Raw genomic sequence first — 25404 nt, 5'->3', positions numbered from 1 at the left:
AGGCCTAGCGTAAGCATCGTTCCCGCAAAACACCCCTGACATCCCGAGGAGGGTCGCGATGGCCACTGCCCCCGCCGAAGTAGTCGAGACCGGTGCGCGGCCGGCCTCCGGCGCGATGATCTGGACCGCGCTCGCGGTGGTGTACGTCGTCTGGGGTTCGACGTACCTGGCGATCCGGGTCGTGGTCGAGGCCGAGATCCCGCCGATGCTCGGGATGGCGACCCGGTTCCTGACCGCGTCGGTCCTGATGGCGACCGGGCTGGCCCTGAAGTCCGGGTGGCGGCGGCTGCGGATCACCCGCCGGGAGGCGATCGGCGCGGCCACGGTCGGTGTCCTGCTGCTTGCCCTCGGCAACGGCGCGGTGGCGATCGCGGAGCAGACGGTCCCGTCCGGGCTGGCGGCACTGCTGGTCGCGGCGATCCCGCTGTGGCTGATGCTGCTGCGGGTCGGCGGCGGCGAACGGCCGCGCGCGATGACGTGGGTCGGCGTACTGATCGGGTTCGGCGGGGCGGCGTTGCTCGCGCTGTCGGGTGGCAACACGAGCGCCAAGCCGTTGTCGGTGGCGATCCTGGTCGTCGGCACGATCTGCTGGGCGACCGGTTCGCGGTACGCGCCCCGGCTCGGCCTGCCCCGGGACCCGCTGGTGACGGCGCTCTACGAGATGGTCTTCGGCGGTACGGCGATGGTGCTGTTCGGCGTACTGCGGGGCGAGCCGGGGCGGCTGCACTTCGGCCGGATCCACGGCAGCGGGTGGATCGGGCTGGCGTACCTGGTGGTGTTCGGCTCGCTGCTCGCGTACACGGCGTACTCGTACCTGCTCGCGAACGCGCCGATCTCGCTGGTCGGGACGTACGCGTACGTGAACCCGGCGGTCGCGGTGTTCCTCGGCTGGCTGATCCTGAGCGAGCGGCTGACCTGGCAGATCCTGCTCGGCGGTGCGGTGATCATCGTCGGCGTCGCCCTGGTCGTCACGGCGGAGCGCCGGCGTACCTGACAAAGGAAAGACCCGGGCCCAAGGGACCCGGGTCTCCCACCGCTGCCGATGCGCGCGGCAGCGGGTCTGGCTGCCGGTCGCGCCCTGCCCCGAAAAAACACGGCACGAAACTCCGGCAATGGTTCCAAATTGTTCCGACGAATCGTGCTATTGCCAATTCGGCAGCCACCGAGCCCACCGAAACAATCTCCGATTCGCCGGGCCATCCGTCACCCGCGCTGACTCAACGACGCACATCTGCCCTGGTTACGGGCCTGTACATCTCAACTTCCGCTCACCAATATCACTGCCGCATCAGGGAAAATAGTTGACGAAAAAGTTTGTAACCGGCCGTGCCAGGGGTCGTTACCACTAAGACGAATCCGTCAAACCCGAAAGGAAACCTGGCATAATGCAGGTAACTCGCAAGATCGTCATCGCAGCCGCGGCGGCGACCGTTGCCACTCTTGGTGTCGCGAGCTTCGCGGGCGCCAACATGCTCGACGACGCGCAGAAGAAGGCCCAGGTCGAGGGTCTGACCGACCAGGTGTCGGCTCTGTCCCAGGGCGCCGGCAACTACGACGGCGACCACGCTCGCTGGTGGGGCATGCGCAAGGACGGTTCGCTGGTCGCCATCGACCGCAACGACCTCGGCGCGGTCCAGGCCTGCCACAACTTCGGTGCCGGTACCGGCATCGGCGGCACGGTTCCGGCCCAGGACATCACCGGCATCATCGGCTGGGGCAACAACGGCAACAGCATCACCGCCGTCAAGACCTGCGAGCAGGACAACCAGCAGAACCGCAAGTGGTACAAGGCTGACGGCAACGGCGTTGTCTCGGTCAGCGACAACAAGGTTGGCCCGTGGCAGGTCTGCCACAACGAGATCGACGCCACCGGCATCGGCGGCACCGTTCCGCTGACGAACCCGACAGGCATCCTGGGTCTGGACAACAGCGGCAACTCGATCGACTCGCTGAAGACCTGCGAGCAGAGCAACGAGCAGAACAACTGACCCTCCCTGGTCAGTGATGCAGGACCCGAACCAGCCACCTCGGTGGGTTGACTGATTCGGAGCAACACCGCGGCGGCGCCGGGAGCAAGCCTCACTCCTCCCGGCGCCGCTTCTGTGTGTCAGAGCTCGCGGAGATCCACGCAGGAGCCGTTCGGGAGAGGTCTCGTGAGGAGGGACCAGATGCCGGCGGCTGCTGCGGCCGGGGTGCTGAGCGCGCCGGTCTGCTTGAGGGTGTGGAAGCGGGCGACGGCAGGAAAGACGGACTCGTCGGTGGCGCGGATCGCGGACTGCATGGCGGTATCGACGACGCCGGGGGCTACGGCGAGGACACGGCAGCCGTTCTCGGGTTGTTCCTGACCGACGGTGCGGACCCAGTGTTCGACGGCCGCTTTGCCGGCGTTGTAGGACGACCAGCCCGCGTACGCCGTCTTCGCGGCGCCCGAGGAGAGCATGATCAGGTGGCGTTCGCAGGTCAGGTGGGCCGTCGCGCGGAGGAACGCGGCGCCCAGGACCTGCGGAGCCGCGGAGTTGAGCAGCACGGCCCGCGTGTAGGACTCCGGGTCGGCGGCGGCCGCGGGGCCGATCGGGGCGATCGTGCCGGCGTTGTGGATGAACACGACCCGGTCTCCGGCGTACGTCGACAGCTCGGTCTCGAACTGCGCCGCGACCCGGGACCAGTCGGCCGGATCGGCGAGATCCGCCGTGAGGTGCTCGGTCGTACCGCCGGTGCGGGAGATGTCGACGACCCGGGCGGCCTCGAACGGAACCGATGCGGCCAGGGCGGCGCCGATCCCGGTCGAGGCGCCGGAGATCCAGACGAGCGAGGTCACCGGCGCCAGGCGCGGGCGACGGCGAGGAACAGGTCGTTGGCCTCGCGTTCGCCGATCGTGACCCGGACGCCGTCGCCGGGGAACGGGCGGACCGACACGCCCTCGGCCTGCACGGCCTCGGCGAACTTCACGGTGTCGTCGCCGAGCTCGAGCCAGACGAAGTTCGTCTCCGACTCCGGGACGTTCCAGCCCGCGGCCTGCAGTTCGGCGATCACCCGGCGACGCTCCTCGATCAGCGCGTCGACGCGGGCGAGTAGTTCGTCCTCGACGGCGAGCGAGGCGATCGCAGCCGCCTGCGCGACGTAGCTGACCCCGAACGGAAGCGCGCACTTGCGGATCGCGCCGACCACCGGCGGATGCCCGATCGCGTACCCGACCCGGAAGCCGGCCAGCCCGTACGCCTTCGAGAACGTCCGCAGTACCAGCACGTTCGGCCGGTCGCGGTACAGCTCGACCCCGTCCACGACGTCGGTCTCCCGGACGAACTCGCGGTACGCCTCGTCGATCACGACCAGCACGTTCGACGGTACGGCGTCCACGAACGCGACCAGCTCGTCGCGGCGGACGACCGGGCCGGTCGGGTTGTTCGGCGTACAGACCAGCACGACCTTCGTCCGGTCGGTGATCGCCGCCTCCATCGCCTTGAAGTCGTGCCGCGCGTCCGCGGTCAGCGGTACCTGGACCGACGTCGCGCCGGTCAGCTGCACCGCGATCGGGTACGCCTCGAACGAGCGCCACGCGTACACGACCTCGTCACCGTCCGCGACCGTCGCCTGCAGCAGGTGATAGAGCAGCGCGACCGACCCGGTACCGACCGCGAGATCACCGACCGGTACGCCGAACCTGGCCGACAACGCCTCGAGCAGGTCGACCGCGCCCATGTCCGGGTAGCGGTTCATCTGCCCGGCGGCCTCGGCGGCGGCGGCGAGCACGCCCGGGAGCGGCGGGTACGGGTTCTCGTTGCTGGACAACTTGTACGTCGGCCGGCCGTCCGTGCGCTCCGGCGGACGGCCCGGCTTGTAAGCCGGCACGTCGTCCAGACAGGCGCGAAAGCGAACCTCATTGTCAGGGGTCATGCCCGCAGGTTAGTCCGTACCGCACACCGGAACCACCCTCCCCGAGGCGACCGTTTGACTCCGGGAACAGCGAGCCTCAAACTGACTGATTGTCGGACAATCAGGGGATCCTGCAGTCGGGATCTCAACGGTTCAGGGAGGTACGCATGGGACAGCCGCTGGAGTGGGGTCGTCGCTATCTGATGGTCCGGCCGGACCACTTCCGGATCGACTACGTGATCAACCCGTACATGTCGACGCAGGACCAGCCGGACCCGGCGCTCACCCTGAAGCAGTGGGACGCGCTCCGGCAGGCGATCGTGGACGCCGGCGGCGAGGTCGACGTACTGGAGCAGCGCGCCGACTCCCCCGACATGGTGTACGCGATGAACCTCGGCCTGGCCGCCGCCGACGGCCGCGCGATGCTCTCGCACATGCGGTTCGAGCCGCGCCGGGCGGAGTCGCTGAGCGCCGCGGACTGGTTCACCGGCCACGGGTTCCGCCTGGACCGGGTCGGCGGCGAGGGCGTCGGCCCGCACTTCGAGTCCGGCGACGCGTTCGTCTTCGGTGACAGCCTGGTGGTGGGGTACGGGCCGCGCACCGAAGCCGACGCGCTCAAGCACCTGGCCACCGAGTGGAACATCCGGGTCCGCGGCCTGCGGATCGCGCACGAGGGCATGTACCACCTCGACCTGCCGTTCTGCCCGGTCGACAGCACCCACGCGATGGTCTACCCGCCGGCCTTCGACCTCGCCGGCCAGGCCGAACTCTCCGGCATCGTCCCGGATCCGATCGTCCTCACCGACGAGGAAGCCTTCGCCTTCTCCGCGAACTCCCTCGTCGTCAACGAGACGATCATCATGCCCGCCTGCTCGCCCCGCCTCCGCGGCATCCTCACCGACCTGGGCCTCCGGGTGGTCGTCCTCGACCTCTCCGAATTCCACAAGGGCGGCGGCTCGGCCCGCTGCCTCACCAACCCCCTGGACTTCCCACTGACCGCGATCACCACCCCCGGCGGGGAGCTACTCCTCCCCGCCTGACCACTACTTCCCGGTGGTCCAAATGATGTCGAGCGTATTGGGATCCCACCCGTACCCCTCGATCCACTGCATAGCCTTGGTCCGCCCCTGCGGCCCGTAGACCTCGATCGCGAGGGAGATGGCCTCCGGGTTCTTCGGGTCGGACTTCGAGGGAGCCCGGGTCGCTTCGAACCCGTCGCCGACGTATGGCAAGTAACCGATCACCGGGTACTTGTCGAGCAGCCGGGCCTGCATCTCGTCGTAGTGCCGACCGGCCTCCTGCTCGAGCTTCAGCTCCTGCTCCGGGTTGTTCGCGGTCCACTGCCGGCCCTCGGCGCTGTTCGCATAGAGGTACATCTTGTAGGCAGCCGTGTCGCCGGTCACGGTGATGTCCTGGCTGTAGCTCTGGAAGCCGCGCCGCTCACCCTCGATGGTGTGCTTGCCGGACTTGATCTTGATCTCGCCGTTCGCCGGAATCTGGTGCCCGTCGAGGGTCAGCGTGAGGTCGTTCGGGATCGACTCCACTGACAGCTTGGTCTGCGGGCCGCCACGCCCGGCCAGCGTGATGCTGCCGATCAGCACGATGAGCACCACCAGCACCACGCCGCCGATGATCAACGGCCGCCGGTTCTCCTCAAGCATCGCTGCTCCGTCCTTGCTCAGTTCGCCGGTGTCGTCGTCGGCGTGCTGCCGCCCTTGACCCGGAAGACCCAGAAGCCGCTCGGGCTGACGTTGTAGAGGTGGCTCGCCGTCGGGACGTGATCGCCGAGCGACGCCGACGCCGAGTCGAATCCGCCGCCGTCGCCCCACGGACCAACGTACAGATACGTGTGACCCGGTCCGTTCAGGACGTCGCCGGGTTTCATGCCACCCGGTGGCGTCGTGTCCCAGTGGTCGTAGATCTCGGGATGAGCGAGCATGTACGACCGTTGGACGTCCGTGCTCACGTTCGGGAACTTCGGATCCGCACCGCTCATGTGCAGCACGGTCGCGACGAACCGCCCGCAGTCGCTGTACGGGGTCTGACCGTTGGGACCGTCGTTGTACTTCGCCATCGCCGCGACGTACTCCGGCTTCGCCAAGCTGGCGTCGGTGCCCCAGTGCTTGTGCGCGTCGTCGGGCCAGGCCAGGTTCTTCGCCACCTGGGCGATGTTCCCGCTGCCGGCACCACACACGTCCGTGGTGGCCGCCGACGAGTCGCTGCTACCGGCGGCCGGCGCCCCGCCGCCGAAGGTGTTCAGCACGTGCTCCGCGTTCGCCTTGCGCTCGGCGTACCGCGAGTTGTTCGGGTCCTCGTAGCCCGCGAAGCGCTCGAACTTGCCGCCGAACGCGACCGCGGCCTGGTCGACGGTGGTCGCCGCCTTCACCGCGTCGCCGGCTTCCTTCTCCGACAGCGGACCCTGACCGAGGAGCTGCTTGTGCAGGAAGTCCAGCTGGAACGCCAGCGAGCCGATCTGCTCGTCGTTCGCCCCCGCGGAACGGGCCGGGTTGATCATCTTGCCCGGCGGCGTCCACTGCACGATGCCCCAGCCGACCGCGCCGCCGGCATCCACCACGTCACTCGCCTTGGTCACCGTGCCCGGCGGGGTGCCCTGCTTCCGGCCCGGCTCGACGCCGGACTCGGAGATCATGTTGCCGACGATGCCGGCCGACTGCTCCTTGCTGTAGCCCACCGAGACGAAGTAGTTGAAGGCCTTCTGCTGGTTGTTCGAGCCCGAGAGGTTGCCGTTCTGGCAGCTGCAGCCGCCGACACTGTCCGAAGGGTCGAGCTCGAACGGGTTCTTCTCCGGCTTCTGGGTCTGCCACTTGCCGTTGCCGTCCTTGTCGACCCACATCTCCCAGTGCAGGTGGTCGCCGGACATGCCGCCGCTCTCGGCGGGCTCGGTCCCGGAACCGGAGGTGCCGATCTGATCGCCCCGGGACACGTCCTTGCCGACGGCGACCGTGATGCTGCCCATGTACAGGTACCGGGTCTCGACGTCCTCGCGGCGGATCCGGACCTCGCTGCCGGACGCCTGGACGACCTTGCCGTCCATCGAGGAGAGCACCGGGGTGCCGGCCTTGACGTTGAAGTCGTAGCCCTCGTGACCCGGGAAGCTCGGCGCGGGCGACGTCCAGTCCACGTCGATCTTCTGCGAGGAGGTCGGGTAGCCGAAGAGGCTCTTCTCCTGCGAGGCCTGGGCGCACTGAGCCTCGGCGGAGTCGAGGCCGCCCAGGACGCTGAGCAGCATGATGATGACGATGGCGAGCGGCAGGACGAGCACGAGACCGATTCCGCCGAGGATCGGCAGCGCTTTGCTGTCTCCCACGATCTGCTCCTCGCTCGCTCGGGTGGCTTCCGCGTTGGTCCGCGGAAGGGGCGGCCACTAGTGGAAAATGGTGCCTGAAAACCGGGTCATCATGTCGGGAGTTATCCACAGGGTGGGTCGGCGGGGTGGGGTGGGCGCGACAACGGGGCGGGTCTGGACGAGAATCTCCCCATGTACGAACGGCTGCGGGTGGACCGGTCGACCACGGTGGATCGGGTGGTTGACGCGTTGCGGGCGGCGCTGTTCGCGGGGGATCTGGAGCCTGGGACGCCGTTGCGGGAGCAGCCGTTGGCGGAGGCGTTGGGGGTGGCCCGGAGCACGATCCGGGAGGCGATGACGATGCTGGTCACCGAGGGGCTCGCGGTGCGGGAGCCGAACAAGGGGGTCAGTGTCGCGATCCTGCATCCGGGCGCGGTGGCGGACATCTGCCGGGCGCGGTTCGTGCTGGAGTCGGCCGGGATCCGGGCGTGGTTCGACGCCGACGAGGCGGCCCGGGAGCGGGTCCGGGAGGCGATGCGGGTGTTCGCCGCGACCGCGAAGGACGGGGCCGATCCGGAGGCGCTGACCGAGACGCATCTGGCGATCCACCGGAGCCTGGTCGCGCTCACGGGGAGTGAGCGGCTGATCGCGACGGCGGACTCCGTCACGGGTGAGGCGCGGTTGGCGCTGGCCCGGGTGGATGCGCTGCGTCAGGACGCTCGTCAGCAGGTCGCGTCGCACCGCAAGCTCGTCCGGCTGCTCGAACGCGGCGAACTCGACGAATGCGTCGCCGAGCTCCGGCGGCACCTCGCCGGCGCCGAGGAGTCCCTCCTCGAAGCCATCGCCACCCCGTCCCACTGACCGAACCTGCCCCCTCAGCTGGAGGGTTGCCCCCTGAAATTTCCAGGGGGCAACCCTCCAGTTCGAGCGATACCCCCTCAGGTGGAGGGTTCGCGCCGGGCGGTCAGGGGGTCGCGGTGGTCAGGCCGTCCGCGGTGACGTCGTACGTGCGGGTGCCGCCCCGGAGGCCGGTCAGGCGGGCGTCGGGGTCCAGGTCTGCCAACTGGGGGCTGGCGGTGACTGTGCCGTCGAGGGCTACCTCGATGCCGAAGATGCCCTCGAGGACCAGGCTGACCCAGGCTCCGGAGGAGGAGCAGGACCAGTCGATCAGGTACGGGTACTGCGGCGGCGACTTCCGGGCGCCACCCGACATCGCGGGCTGGGCCTCCTCGACGAAGTGCGCCTGCCCGCACGGCCCCTGGTTCGCCGTCTTCGCGAGCCCCGGCAGCCAGTCCAGCAGTACGTCGCCACGCCCGAGCGCGAACAGTGCTCGCCCCGCGTCGGCCGGCCACGCCGGGTAGGCGCCGTTCCACTGGTGGTCCGGGCGGACGCTGTACGCCGCGTCGGCGTCGTACGGCGAGAGGGCGCGCATCCAGGTGGGTGTCTGCAGCTCGTTCTGGAAGAACGTCACCATCTCGGCGCGCTGGGTCTCGGACAGGTCGTCCGGGATCGTCGTACCGATGATGTTGAAGTCGTAGCAGTGCCGTACCGGTACCAGCGTGCCGTCCGGTTGCCGGGCATGCCAGAAGCCCTTGCCCTCGACGTACAGCTCGTTGACGTGGCCTGCCTGAGCCGAGGCCTCCTTGCGGAGCAGAGCGGCCCTGTCCTTGTCGCCGGACCGGTCCGCGACCTCGGCCGCGACTCGCATGCACCACACGTTGGCCGCGTTGAAGCTGGCGACCTCGTGGACATAGCTGCTCACGCACTCCAGCAGGTTGTCGATGCCGCCGTAGTCGGCCAGCGCGTGCTCTCCGCGCAACCCGCGCCAGGCGGTCGCCCAGTCGTGCACGTGCTCCCCTACGGCCTTCGGGCCGACAGAAGCATCCAGGAACGCGTCATCGCCGGTGAAACGTACGTAATCCCGCACAAGACGAGTCATGGCGAAGTCATTGACGGAGTACCAGTAACCGACCGGCCCGCCGGTCAGCCACTCGGTGCCGAAGTGCTTGTGGATGTCCAGGTCGATCCAGTGCTCGATGTGCTTGCGCATCGGCTCCGGGTCGAGCAGGGCATGCGTCAGCGACGACAGGCTGTAGTCCCAGATGAACGTCGTGGTCTGCCAGTACCGCGGCATCAACGTGTCGTACGTCCGCCCGAGCACGCTCGCCGGGTTGTCGCGGCGGAACCAGATGACCCCGAGCACACCCCACCAGTACAGCTTCCGCAGCGCCTCGTTGGACGTCTCCAGCACCGGCAACGACCCGCTGAACCCGTCGCTGGCCGGATCGAACGCATCCGCGATCGCCACGTCCCACATGCTCTCCGCGACCGAGATCACCGCCGGTACGTCGGCCACGCACACGTCGAAGTGCTCCGTGGCTTCGTCCAACGTCCCCGCCAGCACATGCACGTACGACAGCCGCCCAAGCCCTGCCTCGTCGAGCACGACGTCGGCCTCGAGCATCCCCCGATCCACCGTGCTGGGTACGTCGACACCTTGCACGCTCACGGCTGACCCGGACGCCCCGGCCCCGACCACCCGCTCACCGACAACCGTCAGCGTGTTGGGCTCGGACGGCGGCTCCGGGCTCAGCCACCCGGTAGCCGAGCGGGTCGCCGTACTGGCCAGCGAAAGCCCCACCCGGACAGTACGCCCGGGCTCCCCCGCAACCTCCAGTTGGACGACGACAGCCGGTCGTCCCGGAGCGCAGGCCGTCGTGGTGCGCACCTCCAACCCGTCGACCGTGGTGGAGCGGACGACCCGGTCGGGGCGCCAGACGACCTCGACGGTGCCGCCGTACGAGCGGGCCAGCCGGCCGTCGACGTACAGCTGCGCGGTGATCGTGTCGCCGTGCGAGTACGGCGGGAAGTTCACGCTCCGGATGCCGGCCACGTCGAGGTCGACCTGGGCGGTGCCGAGGAAGTTCGTCAGCCCGGGCGGGTTGAACATGTCGTCGTACGTGTGGGTGAGGACGTCGCTGGCCAGGTCGGCGCTGCGCGGGATCATGACGGGTCTGCCCAATCGGTGTTCGGTAGCAGGGGGTACCACTCCGGGCGGGCCGGATCGCGGTCGTACGGGTAGGGGCCGAGCTCGCGGAACAGCTCGGCGTACTCGGCCAGCTTGTCGCGGTCCAGCTCGACGCCGAGGCCGGGCGCGTCCGGGACCGCGATCGCGCCGTCGACGTACGGGAGCTTGCCGCCGACGATGATGTCGTCGCGCAGGTGGTGGTAGTGCGCGTCGGCGGCGAACGACAGGTTCGGTACGACGGCGCCGAGGTGCAGCATCGTCGCGAGCTGGATGCCGAGCTCGCCCGACGAGTGCACGGCGACGCCGAGCTGGAACGTCTCGCAGACGCCGGCCGCCTTGATGCACGGCCGGATGCCGCCCCAGAACGTGGTGTCCAGCAGGATCACGTCGACGGCGGGGTCCCGGACGTTCGCGGCGAGCTGCTCGAAGTTCACCACGACGGTGTTCGTGGCCAACGGGATCGGGGTCTTGGAGCGGACCCGGCGCATCCCGTTCAGGCCCCAGGTCGGGTCCTCGAGGTAGTCGTTGTCCAGGTCCTCGATGCCGCGCGCGAACCGGATCGCCTCCTCGACGCTGAACGCGCCGTTCGGGTCGAAGCGGACCCGATGCCCCGGGAACGCCTCGGCCAGCGCCCGGAAGCACTCGCGCTCGTAGTCCGGCGGGAAGACGCCGCCCTTCAGCTTGTGCACGCTGAACCCGTGCTCGTCGACCAGTTCCCGCGCATGCGCGACCAGCTGCTCGGCGGTCCGGATCTCGCCGGTGCCGTCGTCGTTGGCGTGTCGGAAGAACAGATAGCTCGCGAAGGGCACATGCGAGCGGACCTTGCCGCCGAGCAGCTCGTGCACGGGCACGCCGAGCTCGCGGCCCTGCAGGTCCAGGCAGGCGAACTCGATGGCCGCGAGCAACTGCGTGCGGTTGTTGTACAGGCTCGCCGTCGGGTTCGCGAGCATCCAGCGCAGCGACTCGGTGCGGGCCGGGTCGTGGCCGACCAGGTACTCCTTCAGCCCGGCGACGGCGGCCTCGGCGCTCTGGCCGCCGCCGCCCATCTCGCCCAGCCCGATCAGCCCGTTGTCGGCCTCGACCTCCACGACAGTCCGTACGAAACGTCCCCAGTGCGCTCCGTTGCTGTGCCGCAGTGGCGCCTCCAACGGCATGGTCACCGTGGTTGCGCGTACGTCGACGATCTTCACTTCTGGCCCTCCGGCAGTACTACGGGCAGTCCGGCGGTCAGCCCGCCGTCGACCTTCACGTCCGCACCGGTCACGAAGGACGCGGCCGGCGAGGACAGGAAGTAGATGACCTCGGCAACTTCTTCCGGGTTCGCGACCCGGCCGAGCGGGTGCGAGCGGCCCCACTCGGCGACGACCTCGTCGGTACTCCGGTCCCCGGCGAACTGCGCGGCCGAGGTCCGGAGCATCGGGGTGTCGACTGAGCCCGGGCAGACCGCGTTCACGCGGATCCCGTCCGGCGCGTGGTCCACCGCCATCGCGCGGACCAGGCTGAGCAGGGCGCCCTTGCCCATCGAGTACGCCGCGACGCCGGTCTGCGCGGCGTACGCCTGCACGGACGCGACCACGACGACGCTGCCGCCGCGCGGGAGCTTCGGGACGAACGCCTGACAGGCGAAGAACACGCCGCCGACGTTCACGGCCATCACTTCGTCGTACACGTTCGAGGGTGTGTCGACAACAGTTCCGTAGCGCTGGACACCCGCGGCACACACCAACGCGTCCACTTCGCCGATCTCATCCGCGACGGACGCAAGCGCTGCCCGGTCCGACACGTCTACCTGAACGCCGGTCACCTGATCGCCCAGCACTGCGAGCGAAGAGGTGTCACGGTCGAGCACGACCACGCGGTCGCCTGCGGCGAGGAAGCGTTCCACGGCGCCCCGGCCGATGCCGGCGGCGCCACCCGTGACGACAATCGTCCGGTGACCGCCGTCCGTGGGGACGGGGTGGGGGGCGGACTCCCCGGCCATCACAATCCTCCGTTTCGGTTGGTGTCACGCTCGCCTGGGCGAGCGGCGGGCGATTGTGATGGCGTGGCGGTTCGCATATTTCCTCCGAGAGAGCAGTCAGAACTGACCCAGGGCCAGGCCCCGGGAGAAGAATCGTTGGGCGGCGAGGAAGAGGATGACGGTCGGGAGGGAGACGAGCAGGCCGCCGGCGAGTACGGTCGGCAGTGCGGCGCCGCCGTACGTGCTCTGCAGGCCGGTGAGGGCCGGCATGATCGGGCGGACCGAGTCGGACTGGCTGAGAGTCAGGCCGAGCAGCAGGTCGTTCCAGACGAAGGTCGCCTGCAGGATGAAGATCGCGGCCAGCGCGGAGCCGGCCATCGGCAGGTAGATGCTGCGGAAGATCCGGAACAGCCCGCCACCGTCGACGATCGCGGCCTCGAACACGCTGCGCGCGATCCCGGTGAAGAAGTTCCGCATCACGAACGCCGAGAACGGCACGCTGATCGCGGTGTACACGACGATCATCCCGACCCGGGTGTCGTACAGCCCGGAGTTCGCGTACCCGGAGAACAACGGCATCAGGATCATCTGCAACGGGAAGATCGTCCCGCCGAAGATGAACACGAACCACAGGAACCCGCGCTTCAGTTTGAGTACCACGATCGCGTACCCGGCGGCCGCGCCGACCAGGACCGCGAGCACCGGCGCGACCACGCTGTACAAGGTCGTCGACACCAGCGTGGAACCGAGCGACGCCTTGCTCCACGCGTCCCCGAAGTTCGCGAACAGGTCGAAGCCGGCCGGTTTCCACACGGTCTTGGCGTCGTACCCGTCGACGGACTTGGACGCGTTGACGATCAGCAAGTACACGGGTGCCAGCCACAGCAACCCGAGAAACATCAGCACACCCGTCTTAACCTTGCTCACGGGCATCTCCCAGCTGGTAGCGCAGGTACAGGATCGAGGCCGCGAAGGTGACCAGGCTCAGGAACAGTGCGATCGCCGCGCCCTGGCCGTAGTCGTTCAGGACGAACGTCTCCTTGTACATGGAGAGCGCGAGCGTCTCCGAGGAAGTACCTGGACCGCCTTGCGTCATCACCCACACGACGTCGAACGTCTTCAGGCTTCCCACGAGCGAGAGGCCGATGACGACCGTGGTGATGGCTCTCAGCTGCGGCCAGAGGTGGTACCGGAACAGCTTGAAGCCGTCGGCGCCGTCCAGACGGGCGGCCTCCAGGGGCTCACCCGGGATGGACTGAAGACCCACAACGAAGAGCAGCGCGTTGACGCCGGCGGCCTGCCAGGTGGTGGCGATGATCATCATGATCGTGTTGCCCGGACCGGACTGCAGCCAGCCGGTGTGGGCACCCGGGAGCCCGAAGAACCCGAGTGCCTGACCCAGTGCGCCGTCCGGCTGCAGTACGAAGCCCCAGATGACGCCGACCGCGACACCGGAGATCGCGTACGGCAGCAGGAACGGCAACCGCAACCACATGCCCCACTTGTGGCCGTACGTCAGCACGGCGACCAGCAGACCGAGCGCCACCGGCAGCGTGATCATGCCGACCACCCACAGCAGCGTGTTGACCAGCGCCCCGACCAGGTCGGGGTCGCTGAACATCGCCTTGTAGTTGGCCAGACCGGACCACACCGGTGACGCCAACCCGTCGTACGAAGTGAAGCTGACGTACGTCGTCCACAGGAACGGCACGTACAGCAGCAGCGCGACGACCGCTACGGCGGGCAGCCCGAACAGGGGAGCTGCCCGCGCTCCGGTGCGATCCCTCACTTCTGCTTGGCCCAGTACGCGTCCGCCTCGGCCTGGATCTTCTGCAGGCCCGGCATCGGGTCACCCGGCTTCGTCACGAACGCGCCGAACACCTCGAGCGCCTTGTTCGCGACCGGTACGGGCGTCGCCTCGAACCACCGGTTGATCAAGCGATACCCGTTGACGTCCTTGTTGAGCTTCGCCAGCCCGGGATCCTTGACCTCGGCCTTCGGGTTGAACGACAGGTCGCCGCGGGAGTTCGCCCAGTCGGTCTGCGCCTTCGGAGTGAGCCACCAGTCGGTCCACTTCTTCACCGTCGACGCGTGGTCGCTGGCCGCGGCCGAGCAGACCGGCCCGGTCTCGAAGATCATCGAGGTCTTCGGCAGCGACGGGTTCACGTTCGGGATCACGAAGAAGTCGTAGTCGGTGCCGGGCTTCATCTTCAGCGTGTTCAGGTTGCCGCTGAACCAGGTGCCGAAGTTGATCATCGCGACGTCGCCGTTCTTCAGCTGCGCCTGCGGCTCGGTCTTCGAGCCCGGGTCGCTGAAGTCGCCGGCGTCGATCATCTTCTTCCACTCGTTCATCACGTCGACGACACCCTGGTCGGTGTACTTCGCCTTGCCGGTCGCAAGCTTGTCGTACAGATCGGGGTCCTTGCCGGCCAGCAGCGTCTCGAACCAGACGAACGAGAACAGGATGTTGGTCTGGTAGAACGGCTTCACGCCGATCGCCTTGAGCTTGTCCGTCGCCTGCATCAGCTCGGCCCAGGTCGTCGGCGCCGCGGTGATCCCGGCCTTCTTGAAGACCGCCTTGTTGTAGTACATCACCCAGTAGCCCGCGTTCAGCGGCACGCAGTACTGCTTGTCGTCGTAGGTGAAGTACTGCTTGAGCTGCTCCGGGACGTTGCCGTCAGCAACCGCCTTGGTCCACTGGTCGGTGGTCTCGGCAACGAGCTTCTGGTCCACCAGATCCTGAAGCTCCTTGCCGGTGTGCCAGGTGAACAGGTCGGCCTTCTCCTTGGTCCGGAACGAGGACCGGATGAACGCCGTGTACGTGTTCGAGTCCGAGTACCCGACCGGCTCCATGCCGACGCCGATGTCCTTCTTGCTGGACGCGCCGACCTGGGTGAAAGCGTCCTTCCAGCCACCCTTGTCGTTGTAGAACTTCAGCGAGTCGACCGGCTTGTCCTCGGTGGCCTTGCCGGGCTTGGCCCCGCCGCCACAGGCGGACAGCGCGAGCGTGCCGGCGATCACCAGGGCAGCCAGCGCCTTGCGGTTGTTGCGTTGCATGTGTTGCGTCCTTCCAGCTCAGGGATGCTGAAATCGTTCGTTGATGACGGCCAGTACGCCGTCCAGGTGCTCGCGGGTGAGCAGTTCGGCCAGGTCGGGGTCACCGGACCGGATCGCGTCGTAGATCGCACGGTGCTCGTCCAGGTCGGCCTGGCGATCACCGTGGATGTGCAGGATCTCCAGCTGTTCGCGGGCGTTCACGACCGTGACGGACTCGACCACTTCGGCCAGCGTCGCGTTGCCGGACGCCAGCGCCAGGGAGCGGTGGAAGTCCATGTTCACCTCGGCCAGCTGCGCATGGTCCCCGGAGGCGATCAGCTCCGCGGCGGCGTCCAGGTCCTTGGCCATCTGCTCGAGCGGAGCCTCGGCCCGGGTCTTCGCGGCCAGAGCGGCGACCGGCGGTTCGATCAGGGCACGGGCCTGCAGCAGCTCCACCAGCCGGTCCGGGCTCGGTTCCAGCGCGAGCGGGTTCGCCAGGACCAGCCGGCCGACGTTCGGGCCGACGTACACGCCGGAGCCGTGCCGGAGCTCCACCGCACCGGTCGCCTCGAGCCGGCGCAGGGCCTCCCGGACAGTCGGTACGGCAACCTTGAACCGCTCCGCCAGCGACCGTACCGCCTCGAACTGGTCTCCCGGCGCCAGCTTCCGCTCCGCGATCAGCGCGAGCATCGACGTCGCCAGATCGTCCAGGAGACTGCGCCGTACGACGCCGCCGGAGGCGCTCACTTGGCCGCCGCCAGGGTCACCTTGAGGAAGCGCGGCCGGTAGATGCTCACGTCGCCGTACAGCTCGTCGCTGACCAGGCTGTTCACGTTGTAGCTGACCAGGAGCGAGGTGCCCTGACGGAGGTCCGGGTGCTCGTGGGAGTTGTACGTGATGATGTTCCCGCCCGTCTCGGGCGTCTGGTACAGCTCCACCGGCTTCACCCACGGGCCGGTCGGCGAGCACGAGAAGTACCCGAGAACGCTCTTGCTGAACAGCTCCTTGGTGTTGTGCGTGGTCAGCAGGTAGCCGTCACCCCAACGGGTCACGCTGTGCTCGTTGGCCACACCCTCCATCACCCGCACGGAGGCCGTCTCGTCCTTGGACCAGCCCGAGCCGGTCCAGTACTCCCAAGGCTTCGCCGTGAGGTCGTCGCCGCGCACACGGGCGACATGCTGGTACTTCGAGCCGCCCAGGTCCTCGACTCCGTAGACGTACGTGTAGCCGTGGTCGCGGAGCAGCCAGCCGGACCACTGCACGTCGGCCGCGGACGGGAGCTGGGTCAGGGACTTCAACGTGAACGTCTTGCTGTCGAACCGCGCCAGGTAGTTGCTGGCCCACTTCCAGTCCCACTGGCCCGTACCGGTCTTCTGGAACCGCAGCGCGACCACGTCGAGGTCCTGGCCGGCGTGACTCGTCTGAGCGGCACCGAACCAGTACCAGCCGTCGGACGGCGGTGGCACCAGCGCCGTCGGGTCGGCCGCCGTACCGCCGGCGACCGTCTTCAGGTCCGTGCCGTGCTGGATCACGAACGAGTTGTTGATGAACGGCGTGGTCGTCGGGCGGCTGCCGTCCGCGTTCACCGGGCCGAGGAACGTGTCGGAGAAGATCCACGCCGTACGGCCGCCGGACAGCGGGACGGAGTACGTGCTGTCCGCGCCCGTCCAGCCCTTGCCGGTGTTGCTGTACGCGTTCAGCAGGCCCTCGGGCGCGGCGTGCGGGGTGGTCGTGGCGGTCCAGTTCGTCTGGACGGCGCCGCAGCTCGTCGGAGCCGCGGACGCGGCGGGGACAGCGAGAGCCGCTGCCGTGAGGGACAACGCGACAACCGCAACCAGGGGCCGTTTCATGAAAATGATCAGATCACTTGGTCATTTTCGATGTCAAGACCCAGGGTTCGACCAGGGTGTGTACGGAGCGTGGTGTTACCGCCTGAGTGGGAGGATCGACGGTATGAAGAACTTGATCATCAGGTTGCTGGCGAATGCGGTCGCGCTGGCGGTGGCGAGCTGGCTGGTGTCCGGAATCACCCTGGAGGGCGCTACCACCAGCCGCCGGGTGGTCACGCTGCTGATCGTCGCGGCGATCTTCGGCATCGTGAACGCGGTCGTGAAGCCGATCGTGAAGGTGCTGTCGTTCCCGCTGCTGATCCTCACGCTCGGTCTGCTGACCTTCGTGATCAACGCCCTGATGCTCTGGCTGACGTCCTGGATCACCGGCAAGCTCGACGTCCAGTTCCACGTCGCCGGGTTCTGGCCGGCAGTCTGGGGCGCGCTCATCATCAGCGTCGTCGGCATGCTGATCAACGCCGTCCTGCCGGAGAAGGCCGAGCTCCACTAGTGCAGGTCGAGATCGTCTGCACCGGGAACATCTGCCGGTCGCCGATGGGCGAGGTCGTGCTGCGCGCGAAGCTCGCCGAGGCGGGTGTCGACGGCGTACACGTCTCGAGCTCGGGCACCGGCGGCTGGCACGTCGGCGACCCGATGGACCCGCGCGCGGCCGCCGCGCTACGCCGCCGCGGGTACGACGGCAGCTCGCATCGCGCCCGGCACTACCGACGGTCCGCGGACCGGGACCTGATGCTCGCGATGGACTCGGGCCACCTGGACACGCTCACCCGGTACGGCGACGCCGCGCAGCTGTTCGCGCGCGACGACGTACCGGATCCGTACTACGGCGAAGACGCCGGCTTCGACGACGTCCTCGTGCAGATCGAGAAGGCGGCCGACGCCTGGGTCGACCGCCTCCGCGATCAGGCCCTGGCTGGTGATGCAGCGCCGTAGCGAGGAGGTGCCCGGTGCGGTAGCTCGGCGCGCGGGGGCGAAGGTCTCGATGCGGAGCATCGTGGCCTTTGCACCCGTGCGGCGAGGTGCCGTGCCGGGTGCCCCGCAGTAGGCGGTGGATCACCAGCCAGGGCCTAAGCCTGACCGATCTCCGAGCGGAGCGTCACGAACCACTCCACGCCCGGGTCGAACTCCTTGCCGCCGGCGATCCGCGGGAACTCGATCGCGCGCAGCTCGTCGCCGCGCTCCTCGTCGTGGCCGACGACGCCGGACTCACCGCGCAGCGCCGCGTCGACGGCGTAGTCGGTGCACTCCTTGATCAGCGCGAGGTCGCGGTCGTTCGCCGCGGCCGACCGGCTGAAGTACCCGCTCTTCTGCACCATCGTCTTCTCGGCGCCGATCCGCTCCGCGAACTGCTTCGCGAACCACGCCCCCGGGTTGATGGTGTCCAGCTTCACGTGCCCGAACGGGTCCCGGCCGACCTCCTCGCCGCGCGCCTCCAGCTCGGCCACGATCGACGGTACGCCGGCGCCCTCGGACAGGAAGATGTTGACGCAGTCCTCGGAGTCCATCACCCTGCGCAGCCGCTCGGCCTCGGCGTCCAGGTCGATCGTTGCCTCCGGCACGTACACGGCGTGCACCGACCAGCCGCCCTTGTCCAGGCCGATGCCCGGGTTCCACTCCTGCTCGTCGACCCAGGCCTGGTACACCTGAGCCGTTGCCGCGGTCAACCACCCGCAGTTCCGGCCCATCACCTCGTGGACGATCAGCATCCGCGGGTTCGAGCTGTGCTCGGCGATGATGTTCTTCGCGAACAGCGCGCCCTGCTCGGCCGCGGTCCAGGCACCGAGGCTCTGCCGGATCGGGACCACGTCGTTGTCGATGGTCTTCGGCAGGCCGACCACGGTCAGGTTGTAGTCGTGCTCCTGCAGGTACGCCGCGAGGTCGGCGGCGGTCGTGTTGGTGTCGTCGCCGCCGATCGTGTGCAGTACGTCGACGCCGTCCGCGACCAGCCGCTCGGCGGCCACCTGGAGGGCGTTCTGCCCGTCCTGGATCAGGCCGCGCTTGACCAGGTCGGCGGTGTTGGTCAGCTTCACCCGGCTGTTGCCGATCGGGCTGCCGCCGAACTTGTGCAGCACGGCCGCCTTCTCCCGCACCTCGGGCGTGACGGTCAGGAACCGGCCGCTGAGCAGGCCGTGGTACCCGTTCAGGTAGGCGATGATCTCCACGTCGGGCGCCACCTCGGTGTAGCGCTCGATCAGTCCGCCGACGGCGGACGACAGGCAGGGCGCAAGCCCGCCGGCGGTGAGCAGGGCAACTCTGCGGACAGCCATGGTCCAGGGTCCTTCCGGGAACGTCGCTGAATTCGCCACCAGACTAGTGATGTGGACCACTGTGGGGAGTGGTCGGGCCGCGATGCGGACCCCAAGGCCATCACAATCGCCGGCTCCGGGTGAGGCTGAGCGCGCGGTGCACGGAGCGGCGCGATTGTGATGGGGTGGCGGTCCGCCACTAAGCCAACGGGACGGGGCGCGGCGGGACGGGTGTGGAGACCACGAACGAACTGGTTGTCTGGCCGTGCACCTGGAACTTGTCCAGGACACCCTCCAGCGCGGCGATCTCGGCCACCTGGATCCGCATCAGGAAGCAGTCCTCGCCCGAGATCCGATGACACTCGACCACTTCCGGTATCCGATCGGCCAGCGCGACGATCTTCGGGATCTGGTGCGGCCCCGGCCGCAGCCGCACCCACGCGGCGACCGGCCGTCCGAGCGCGGCCGGATCCAGCTCCAGCCGGTACCCACGGATCACCCCGGACTCCTCCAACCGCCCGACCCGCTCCCGAACCGTCGGCGTCGACACCCCCAGCCGCCGAGCCAGCTCGGTAGTCCGCAGCCGCGGATCGGCGGACAGCTCGTCCAGGATCCGAATATTCAGCTCATCAAGCATCCGACTTCTCGTTTCGATAAGAACAACCAGCCAAGAGCCTCCGATCTGCCATGGAAACCGGCAGATCCTGTTTCTACGGTAAACGATGTGCCTACCGCCGCCGCTGCCGTCACCGTCCTGCTCTGGGCCTCGTCGTTCGTCGCCATCCGGCACGTCGGCACCGACATCTCCGCCGGCCCGCTCGCGCTCGCCCGGCTCGGCCTCGGCAGCCTCTTCCTCGGTGCGCTGCTCCTCACGAAGCGCCGTACCCGCTCCGCCCGCCGCTGGCCGGCGCGCCGCGACTGGCTGCCGCTGATTGCCTGCGGCGTGCTGTGGTTCGGCGTCTACAACCTCGCGCTGAACGGGGCCGAGCGCCGCCTCGACGCCGGCACGGCCGCCATGCTCGTGCACATCGCCCCGCTGCTGATCGCCGTACTCGCCGGCCTCGGCCTCGGCGAGGGCTTCCCGCGGCAGCTGGTGATCGGCGGGCTGGTCGCGTTCGCGGGCATCGTCGTCATCGGTACGTCGACGTCGAACGGCCGCGCCGAGACGTGGGGCGTCGTCCTGTGCGTCGTCGCCGCGATCTCGTACGCCGTCGGCGTCGTCACCCAGAAGCCGCTCCTCACCCGGCTGGGGTCCGCCGAGGTCACGTGGCTCGCCTGCACGATCGGCGCGGTCGTCTGCCTCCCGTTCGCGCCGTCGCTGGTCACCCAGCTCCGCACCACCGACGCGACCACCATCTGGTGGATCGTCTACCTGGCCGCGTTCCCCACCGCCCTCGGCTTCACCACCTGGGCCATCGCCCTCCGCCACACCACCGCCGGCCGCATGGGCGTCACCGTGTACGCCGTACCAGTAGTAGCAATCCTCCTCGCCTGGCTCCTCCTCTCCGAGACGCCCACACCGCTCGCGCTAGCCGGCGGCGCCCTGTGCCTGACAGGGGTGGCGATCTCGCGCCGCTAGGGTTTGTCTCTGGTGTTGTGCGAGCCATCAGCGGGTTCTCAGGCGATTCTTACGGAAGCGTCTTACTCTCGGTGGCGGAACTTCGAGCGGAGCGGGGCAGACATGCGGGTACTGGTGGTGGACGACGACCGGGCGGTCCGGGACTCGCTGCGCCGTTCGCTGGAGTTCAACGACTTCGAGGTGGTGACCGCGTCCGACGGCGCCGAGGCGCTCGCGGTGATCGGGAACGTCGAGCCGGACGTCGTCGTGATGGACGTGATGATGCCACGCCTGGACGGGCTCGAGACCACCAAGGCACTGCGGGCCGCGGGCAACAATGTGCCGATCCTGGTGCTCACCGCGCGGGACGCGGTCGCGGACCGGGTGGACGGCCTGGACGCCGGCGGCGACGACTACCTGACCAAGCCGTTCGCGCTCGAGGAACTGCTGGCCCGGCTGCGCGCGCTGCTGCGCCGCAGCACCGCGCCCGGCGAGGGCGGCCAGCGCGGCGAGGTGCTGCAGTACGGCGACCTGGTCGTCGACGTCGACGCCCACGAAGTACACCGCGGCGACGTCGCGATCCAGCTCACCCGCACCGAGTTCTCCCTCCTCGAGCTGCTGATCCGGAACCCGCGCCGCGTCCTCGAGCGCGCCGTCATCCTGGACGCCGTCTGGGGCTACGACTTCCCGACGACCGCGAACTCGCTCGAGGTCTACATCGGCTACCTGCGCCGCAAGACCGAGGTCAACGGTCTGCCGCGCCTGATCCACACCGTGCGCGGCATCGGCTACGTCCTGAGAGACACCCCACCGTGAGCGAGCAACACCCCCAGGATTTCCCGTCGTACGCCGACGGCCCGCGGCAACCGGCAGCACCGCCGCCGCTGCAGTCCCCTGCCCAACCTGTTGCCAACGGCAACCGGGTGGCAGCCACCGCTGCCCGCACACAGACCTGGTGGAACGAAACCCTCCACAAACTCAGCCTGCACGCCCGCGTAACCCTGCTCGCCGCGGTAGCCGTCGGCCTCGCGGTAGCAATCGTCAGCGTCGCGGCATACGTCACGGTGCGCCAGCAGATGTACCAGAACTTGGACAACAGCCTGACCGAGCGTGCTGCCCAAGCCGCGAAGAAGGGCGTCCTGACGGACCTCACGATCTTGCAGAACGTCCCCTCCGACGCTCTCGGTCTGAGCGACATCCGCGTCGGCGTGATCAGCGCCACCGGAGAGCAGTATGGGCCGCCGAACAGCCTGCTGCCGCCGATGGGCCAAGACGAGCTCCAGGTCGCGAGGGACCAGGGCAACACGGCCAGCCTGCGGACCGCCGGCATCCGCAACGCCGGCTCGCACTTCCGCGTGGTCGCCGTCCCCGCGAGTTACTGTCCGCCGGACATGAGCCGGTATTGCCAGGCAGAACCTCAGAACTACCTCCAGCCTGGAGCTTTGGTCGTCGCGCAGTCGTTGGGTCCCATCGATCAGACGTTGCACAACCTGGGGATTGTGCTGTGGGCGTTCGGGTTGATCGGGGTGATCGGGGCGGCGCTCGCCGGGAACGCGGTCGCGCGCTCCGGGCTGCGGCCGTTGGCGCGGCTGACGGGAGCGGCCGAGCACGTGGCGGCGACCGAGGACCTCAAACCGATCCCGGTGACCGGTACGGACGAGATCTCCCGCTTGGCCGTGGCGTTCAACGCGATGCTTGACGCGCTGGCGCAGTCCCGGGACCGGCAGCGGCGGCTGGTCGGGGACGCCGGGCACGAGTTGCGTACGCCGTTGACCAGCGTCCGCACCAACCTCGACCTGCTCGCGCAGGCGAACAAGCGCGGCGGTCTCCGCCCGGAGGACCGGCAGCAGTTGCTGGACGACGTCCGCGCGCAGATGGACGAGCTGACCCAGCTGATCGGCGACCTGACCGAGCTGGCCCGGGACACCCCGCAGGTCCGGAACGCGGAGTTGATCGAGCTGTCCAACGTGGTCCAGGACGCGGTCATGAAGGTACGCCGGCGCGCGCCCGGGCTGGAGTGGGACGTGCAGCTGACGCCGTTCCCGGTCTGGGGTGACGAGCGGCTGCTCGGCCGTGCGGTGATGAACCTGCTCGACAACGCGGCGAAGTACAGCGTCCCCGACGGCGCGGAGCAGCGCACCGACGGCCCACCCGTCGGCCACGTGACGGTCCGGCTGCTCGACGGCGTACTGACCGTGACGGACTCCGGCCCTGGCATCGCCGAGGCGGACCTGCCGCACGTCTTCGACCGCTTCTACCGCTCCAGTGAGGCCCGCAGCCGCCCCGGCTCCGGCCTGGGCCTGGCGATCGTCAAGCACGCGGCAGAACAGCACGGCGGCATGATCTACGCCCGCAACGCCCCCGGAGCCGGCGCCCAGTTCACCCTCTGGCTCCCGCACGCCGCGACCCAGTCCCGCTGACCTGAGCCGAACCTGACAGATCCTTCAGAGGATCTTCATGGAGTTCTTCGGTCACTCCGAGCGGATCTTCAGGCGGTTTTCAGGTCCGGCCGACAAAGTACCTGCCATGACCGAGAACCAGCCGCAGCAGCCGCAGCCGCAACCCGGCCAGAACGTTCAGGGACCGCAAGAGCCGGAGCGGACGCAGCAGCTGCCGATGTACGGGCAGCATCAGCAGCAGCACTACGCGCCGCAGGGCGGGCAGCCGCGGCTGGACTCGGGGCCGCAGGGGCAGCGGCAGGGCCAGTACCCCGCAGGTGGGGGTTCTTACCCGCAGTTCGGGCCGGGGACGCATCAGGGGACGTCTCCGGGCCCGAACTGGCCCCTCGGTCCGCAGCAGACCACTACCACCGACCCGAAGCCGAAGCGTCGCCTCGGGCTCGCCGCGGTCGCGCTCACCGCGCTGCTGGTCGGTACCGCGGGCGGTGTCGGCGGTGCGGCCGTGTACTCGGCCAGCAACGACTACAGCACGAACACCCCGTCGGTGACCGCCCCGCTGAACGGCACCCAGGCGGCCCCGGCGTCGGCACCGGACGGCACCGTGCAGAGCGCGGCCGCGAAGATGCTGCCGAGCGTGGTGAAGATCGCGGTCGCCAGCCAGCAGGGGGAGGCGACCGGGTCGGGCATCGTGATCAGCAAGGACGGCCTGATCGTCACGAACAACCACGTGGTCTCCGGCGCCGGGCAGGGCGCCACGCTGACCGTCATCCTGAACGACGGCCGTACGGTACCGGCCACGGTCAAGGGCACCGACCCGCTCACCGACCTCGCGGTCATCCACGCGAACACCAGCGGCCTGACGCCGGCCACCCTCGGCCAGAGCGGGAAGCTGGCGGTCGGGCAGGGCGTGGTCGCGATCGGTTCGCCGTACGGGCTGGAGGCGACCGTGACCAGCGGCATCGTCTCGGCGCTGAACCGGCCGGTGACCTCGGGCGACCAGCAGCAGGACAGTACGACGGTTTTCCCAGCTATCCAGACGGACGCCGCCATCAACCCGGGGAACTCCGGCGGCGCCCTGATCGACCTCGCCGGCCAGGTGGTCGGTATCAACAGCGCGATCAAAACCGCCGGCGGATCGGGACAATCCGAAGGCGGGAACATCGGCCTGGGCTTCGCAATCCCGATCGACCAGGCCAAGCCGATCATCGACGAGCTGGTGGCCAAGGGCAAGGCCACGCATGCGCGGCTCGGAGTGACGGTCGGCGACGCGCAGTCCTCCGACGGGCTCACGAACGGAGCACGCCTCGGCGAGGTCACGTCCGGCGGTGCGGCGGGCAAGGCCGGTCTGCAGTCAGGTGATGTGGTCACCGCTGTGGACGGCAAGGCGATCGCGTCAGGGGACGCGTTGGTCGCCGCGGTCCGCTCGCACCGCCCGGGCGATCAGGTGAAGCTCACCATCACCCGGAACGGGAAGACGCAGACGATCACCGCAACACTCGGCTCCGACAACGGGAACCCGACGGGTTGATCGAGCGTCACACCCAGTAGACCGGACTGCGCCGCCCACCGAGCGGCGCAGTCCGTTTTTATTGCACTGCGACGGCGGCGGGAATTGGCTACGGTCACCGGCATGACTTTCTCCCGGGAGCGACCGCCGCTGGTCGCGGACGAGCGGACACAGCTGGTCGGCTGGCTGGATCAGCAGCGCGCGCTGGTGCGCTGGAAGCTGGAGGGCCTGGCCGCTGCCGACGAGTACCGGGCGGTGCTGCCGGACTCCCCGCTGATGACGCCGGCCGGGCTGGTGTCGCACATGCGGTGGACCGAGCACTGCTGGTTCAACGTGCTGTTCCTGGGCGAGTCGTCCGAGGGCAACCTCCAGTTCGTGGAGGAGCCGGAGGACGCCGACATGCGGATCACCGGCGTACCGCTCGCGCAGCTGCTGGACGAGTACGAGGCGCAGTGCACGCAGTCGAACGAGATCGTCGCGGCGCACTCGCTGGACGACGTCGGCAAGAACCCGGACTTCAGGTCCGCGCAGGCGACGCTGCGCTGGATGCTGCTCCACATGGTCGAGGAGACCGCCCGGCACGTGGGGCACCTGGACGCGATGCGGGAGCTGCTGGACGGGAACAAGGGGTATTACTAGA

Annotated in this window: 25 protein-coding genes; 11 read left to right on the top strand and 14 right to left on the bottom strand. The window is 68.7% G+C overall.

Going from position 1 to position 25404, the window contains the following annotated elements; translation table 11 throughout:
* The first annotated feature begins 58 nt into the window (after nucleotides 1–58).
* Together ACXJJ3_RS23685 and ACXJJ3_RS23680 are read left to right on the top strand one after the other, a co-directional pair.
* A complete protein-coding gene (locus ACXJJ3_RS23685; protein ID WP_458164023.1) occupies nucleotides 59–994 on the top strand; it encodes an EamA family transporter in 936 nt (311 codons plus the stop codon).
* A gap of 391 nt (nucleotides 995–1385) precedes the next feature.
* On the top strand, nucleotides 1386–1988 hold the full coding sequence (locus ACXJJ3_RS23680; protein ID WP_458164022.1) for a hypothetical protein: 603 nt from the start codon (nucleotides 1386–1388) through the stop codon (nucleotides 1986–1988).
* Between the two features lie 119 nt (nucleotides 1989–2107).
* On the opposite strand, the gene ACXJJ3_RS23675 is transcribed toward ACXJJ3_RS23680, so the two are convergent.
* Nucleotides 2108–2818 (bottom strand): SDR family NAD(P)-dependent oxidoreductase, encoded by a 711-nt coding sequence (locus ACXJJ3_RS23675; RefSeq protein ID WP_458164021.1) that lies wholly within the window; start codon nucleotides 2816–2818, stop codon nucleotides 2108–2110.
* On the bottom strand, nucleotides 2815–3894 hold the full coding sequence (gene hisC / locus ACXJJ3_RS23670; RefSeq protein WP_458164020.1) for a histidinol-phosphate transaminase: 1080 nt from the start codon (nucleotides 3892–3894) through the stop codon (nucleotides 2815–2817). Before hisC ends, ACXJJ3_RS23675 begins: the two co-directional genes overlap by 4 nt.
* 146 nt (nucleotides 3895–4040) lie before the next feature.
* Here hisC and ACXJJ3_RS23665 point away from each other — a divergent pair, with 146 nt between their 5' ends.
* On the top strand, nucleotides 4041–4913 hold the full coding sequence (locus ACXJJ3_RS23665) for a dimethylarginine dimethylaminohydrolase family protein (RefSeq protein ID WP_458164019.1): 873 nt from the start codon (nucleotides 4041–4043) through the stop codon (nucleotides 4911–4913).
* 3 nt (nucleotides 4914–4916) lie between these two features.
* Here the strand turns inward: ACXJJ3_RS23665 and ACXJJ3_RS23660 are convergent, their stop codons facing one another.
* A complete protein-coding gene (locus tag ACXJJ3_RS23660; RefSeq protein WP_458164018.1) occupies nucleotides 4917–5534 on the bottom strand; it encodes a PEGA domain-containing protein in 618 nt (205 codons plus the stop codon).
* Nucleotides 5535–5551: 17 nt separating this feature from the next.
* Nucleotides 5552–7201 carry a phage tail tip lysozyme gene (locus ACXJJ3_RS23655; RefSeq protein ID WP_458164017.1) on the bottom strand — a complete coding sequence of 550 codons (1650 nt, stop codon included), beginning with the start codon at nucleotides 7199–7201 and terminating at the stop codon, nucleotides 5552–5554.
* A 171-nt stretch (nucleotides 7202–7372) separates the two neighbouring features.
* On the opposite strand from ACXJJ3_RS23655, the gene ACXJJ3_RS23650 reads away from it, so the two are divergent.
* Nucleotides 7373–8041 carry a GntR family transcriptional regulator gene (locus tag ACXJJ3_RS23650; RefSeq protein ID WP_458164016.1) on the top strand — a complete coding sequence of 223 codons (669 nt, stop codon included), beginning with the start codon at nucleotides 7373–7375 and terminating at the stop codon, nucleotides 8039–8041.
* A 103-nt stretch (nucleotides 8042–8144) separates the two neighbouring features.
* Here the strand turns inward: ACXJJ3_RS23650 and ACXJJ3_RS23645 are convergent, their stop codons facing one another.
* The 8 genes from ACXJJ3_RS23645 to ACXJJ3_RS23610 form a co-directional block, all read right to left on the bottom strand.
* Nucleotides 8145–10187, bottom strand: coding sequence for a hypothetical protein (locus ACXJJ3_RS23645; protein ID WP_458164015.1), 2043 nt, complete (start codon nucleotides 10185–10187; stop codon nucleotides 8145–8147).
* Nucleotides 10184–11398 carry an enolase C-terminal domain-like protein gene (locus tag ACXJJ3_RS23640; RefSeq protein ID WP_458164014.1) on the bottom strand — a complete coding sequence of 405 codons (1215 nt, stop codon included), beginning with the start codon at nucleotides 11396–11398 and terminating at the stop codon, nucleotides 10184–10186. The genes ACXJJ3_RS23645 and ACXJJ3_RS23640 overlap by 4 nt, the downstream gene beginning before the upstream one ends.
* On the bottom strand, nucleotides 11395–12189 hold the full coding sequence (locus ACXJJ3_RS23635) for an SDR family NAD(P)-dependent oxidoreductase (RefSeq protein ID WP_458164013.1): 795 nt from the start codon (nucleotides 12187–12189) through the stop codon (nucleotides 11395–11397). Before ACXJJ3_RS23635 ends, ACXJJ3_RS23640 begins: the two co-directional genes overlap by 4 nt.
* Before the next feature lie 96 nt (nucleotides 12190–12285).
* Nucleotides 12286–13095, bottom strand: coding sequence for a carbohydrate ABC transporter permease (locus ACXJJ3_RS23630; protein WP_458164012.1), 810 nt, complete (start codon nucleotides 13093–13095; stop codon nucleotides 12286–12288).
* Nucleotides 13082–13957 (bottom strand): carbohydrate ABC transporter permease, encoded by an 876-nt coding sequence (locus ACXJJ3_RS23625; RefSeq protein WP_458164011.1) that lies wholly within the window; start codon nucleotides 13955–13957, stop codon nucleotides 13082–13084. The genes ACXJJ3_RS23630 and ACXJJ3_RS23625 overlap by 14 nt, the downstream gene beginning before the upstream one ends.
* Nucleotides 13954–15225 (bottom strand): ABC transporter substrate-binding protein, encoded by a 1272-nt coding sequence (locus ACXJJ3_RS23620; RefSeq protein WP_458164010.1) that lies wholly within the window; start codon nucleotides 15223–15225, stop codon nucleotides 13954–13956. The genes ACXJJ3_RS23625 and ACXJJ3_RS23620 overlap by 4 nt, the downstream gene beginning before the upstream one ends.
* Nucleotides 15226–15243: 18 nt before the next feature.
* Nucleotides 15244–15951 (bottom strand): FadR/GntR family transcriptional regulator, encoded by a 708-nt coding sequence (locus tag ACXJJ3_RS23615; RefSeq protein WP_458164009.1) that lies wholly within the window; start codon nucleotides 15949–15951, stop codon nucleotides 15244–15246.
* Complete coding sequence (locus ACXJJ3_RS23610; protein WP_458164008.1) at nucleotides 15948–17054, bottom strand: DUF4185 domain-containing protein; 1107 nt, start codon at nucleotides 17052–17054, stop codon at nucleotides 15948–15950. The genes ACXJJ3_RS23615 and ACXJJ3_RS23610 overlap by 4 nt, the downstream gene beginning before the upstream one ends.
* Before the next feature lie 103 nt (nucleotides 17055–17157).
* On the opposite strand from ACXJJ3_RS23610, the gene ACXJJ3_RS23605 reads away from it, so the two are divergent.
* Entirely contained in the window at nucleotides 17158–17544 is a 387-nt protein-coding gene (locus tag ACXJJ3_RS23605; protein WP_458164007.1) for a phage holin family protein, read from the top strand.
* Nucleotides 17544–17987 carry a low molecular weight protein-tyrosine-phosphatase gene (locus ACXJJ3_RS23600; protein WP_458164006.1) on the top strand — a complete coding sequence of 148 codons (444 nt, stop codon included), beginning with the start codon at nucleotides 17544–17546 and terminating at the stop codon, nucleotides 17985–17987. Before ACXJJ3_RS23605 ends, ACXJJ3_RS23600 begins: the two co-directional genes overlap by 1 nt.
* Before the next feature lie 134 nt (nucleotides 17988–18121).
* On the opposite strand, the gene ACXJJ3_RS23595 is transcribed toward ACXJJ3_RS23600, so the two are convergent.
* Both ACXJJ3_RS23595 and ACXJJ3_RS23590 read right to left on the bottom strand, forming a co-directional pair.
* On the bottom strand, nucleotides 18122–19321 hold the full coding sequence (locus ACXJJ3_RS23595; RefSeq protein WP_458164005.1) for a pyrophosphate--fructose-6-phosphate 1-phosphotransferase: 1200 nt from the start codon (nucleotides 19319–19321) through the stop codon (nucleotides 18122–18124).
* A 178-nt stretch (nucleotides 19322–19499) separates the two neighbouring features.
* A complete protein-coding gene (locus ACXJJ3_RS23590; RefSeq protein WP_458164004.1) occupies nucleotides 19500–19937 on the bottom strand; it encodes an Lrp/AsnC family transcriptional regulator in 438 nt (145 codons plus the stop codon).
* 87 nt (nucleotides 19938–20024) lie between these two features.
* Between ACXJJ3_RS23590 and ACXJJ3_RS23585 the strand changes: the two genes are divergently transcribed.
* The 5 genes from ACXJJ3_RS23585 (at nucleotide 20025) to ACXJJ3_RS23565 (ending at nucleotide 25403) form a co-directional block, all read left to right on the top strand.
* Nucleotides 20025–20879, top strand: a complete 855-nt coding sequence (locus ACXJJ3_RS23585; RefSeq protein ID WP_458164003.1) for a DMT family transporter — start codon at nucleotides 20025–20027, stop codon at nucleotides 20877–20879.
* A gap of 102 nt (nucleotides 20880–20981) precedes the next feature.
* Complete coding sequence (locus ACXJJ3_RS23580) at nucleotides 20982–21674, top strand: response regulator transcription factor (RefSeq protein WP_325036129.1); 693 nt, start codon at nucleotides 20982–20984, stop codon at nucleotides 21672–21674.
* Nucleotides 21671–23278: a sensor histidine kinase gene (locus ACXJJ3_RS23575; protein ID WP_458164002.1), complete on the top strand. Its 1608-nt coding sequence runs from the start codon at nucleotides 21671–21673 to the stop codon at nucleotides 23276–23278. Before ACXJJ3_RS23580 ends, ACXJJ3_RS23575 begins: the two co-directional genes overlap by 4 nt.
* A gap of 106 nt (nucleotides 23279–23384) precedes the next feature.
* Nucleotides 23385–24785, top strand: coding sequence for a trypsin-like peptidase domain-containing protein (locus ACXJJ3_RS23570; protein ID WP_458164001.1), 1401 nt, complete (start codon nucleotides 23385–23387; stop codon nucleotides 24783–24785).
* Between the two features lie 102 nt (nucleotides 24786–24887).
* Nucleotides 24888–25403: a DinB family protein gene (locus ACXJJ3_RS23565; RefSeq protein ID WP_458164000.1), complete on the top strand. Its 516-nt coding sequence runs from the start codon at nucleotides 24888–24890 to the stop codon at nucleotides 25401–25403.
* Nucleotide 25404 lies beyond the last annotated feature (1 nt).

The organism is Kribbella sp. WER1 (assembly GCF_054189145.1).
This window is presented reverse-complemented; position numbering and strand designations above follow the sequence as displayed.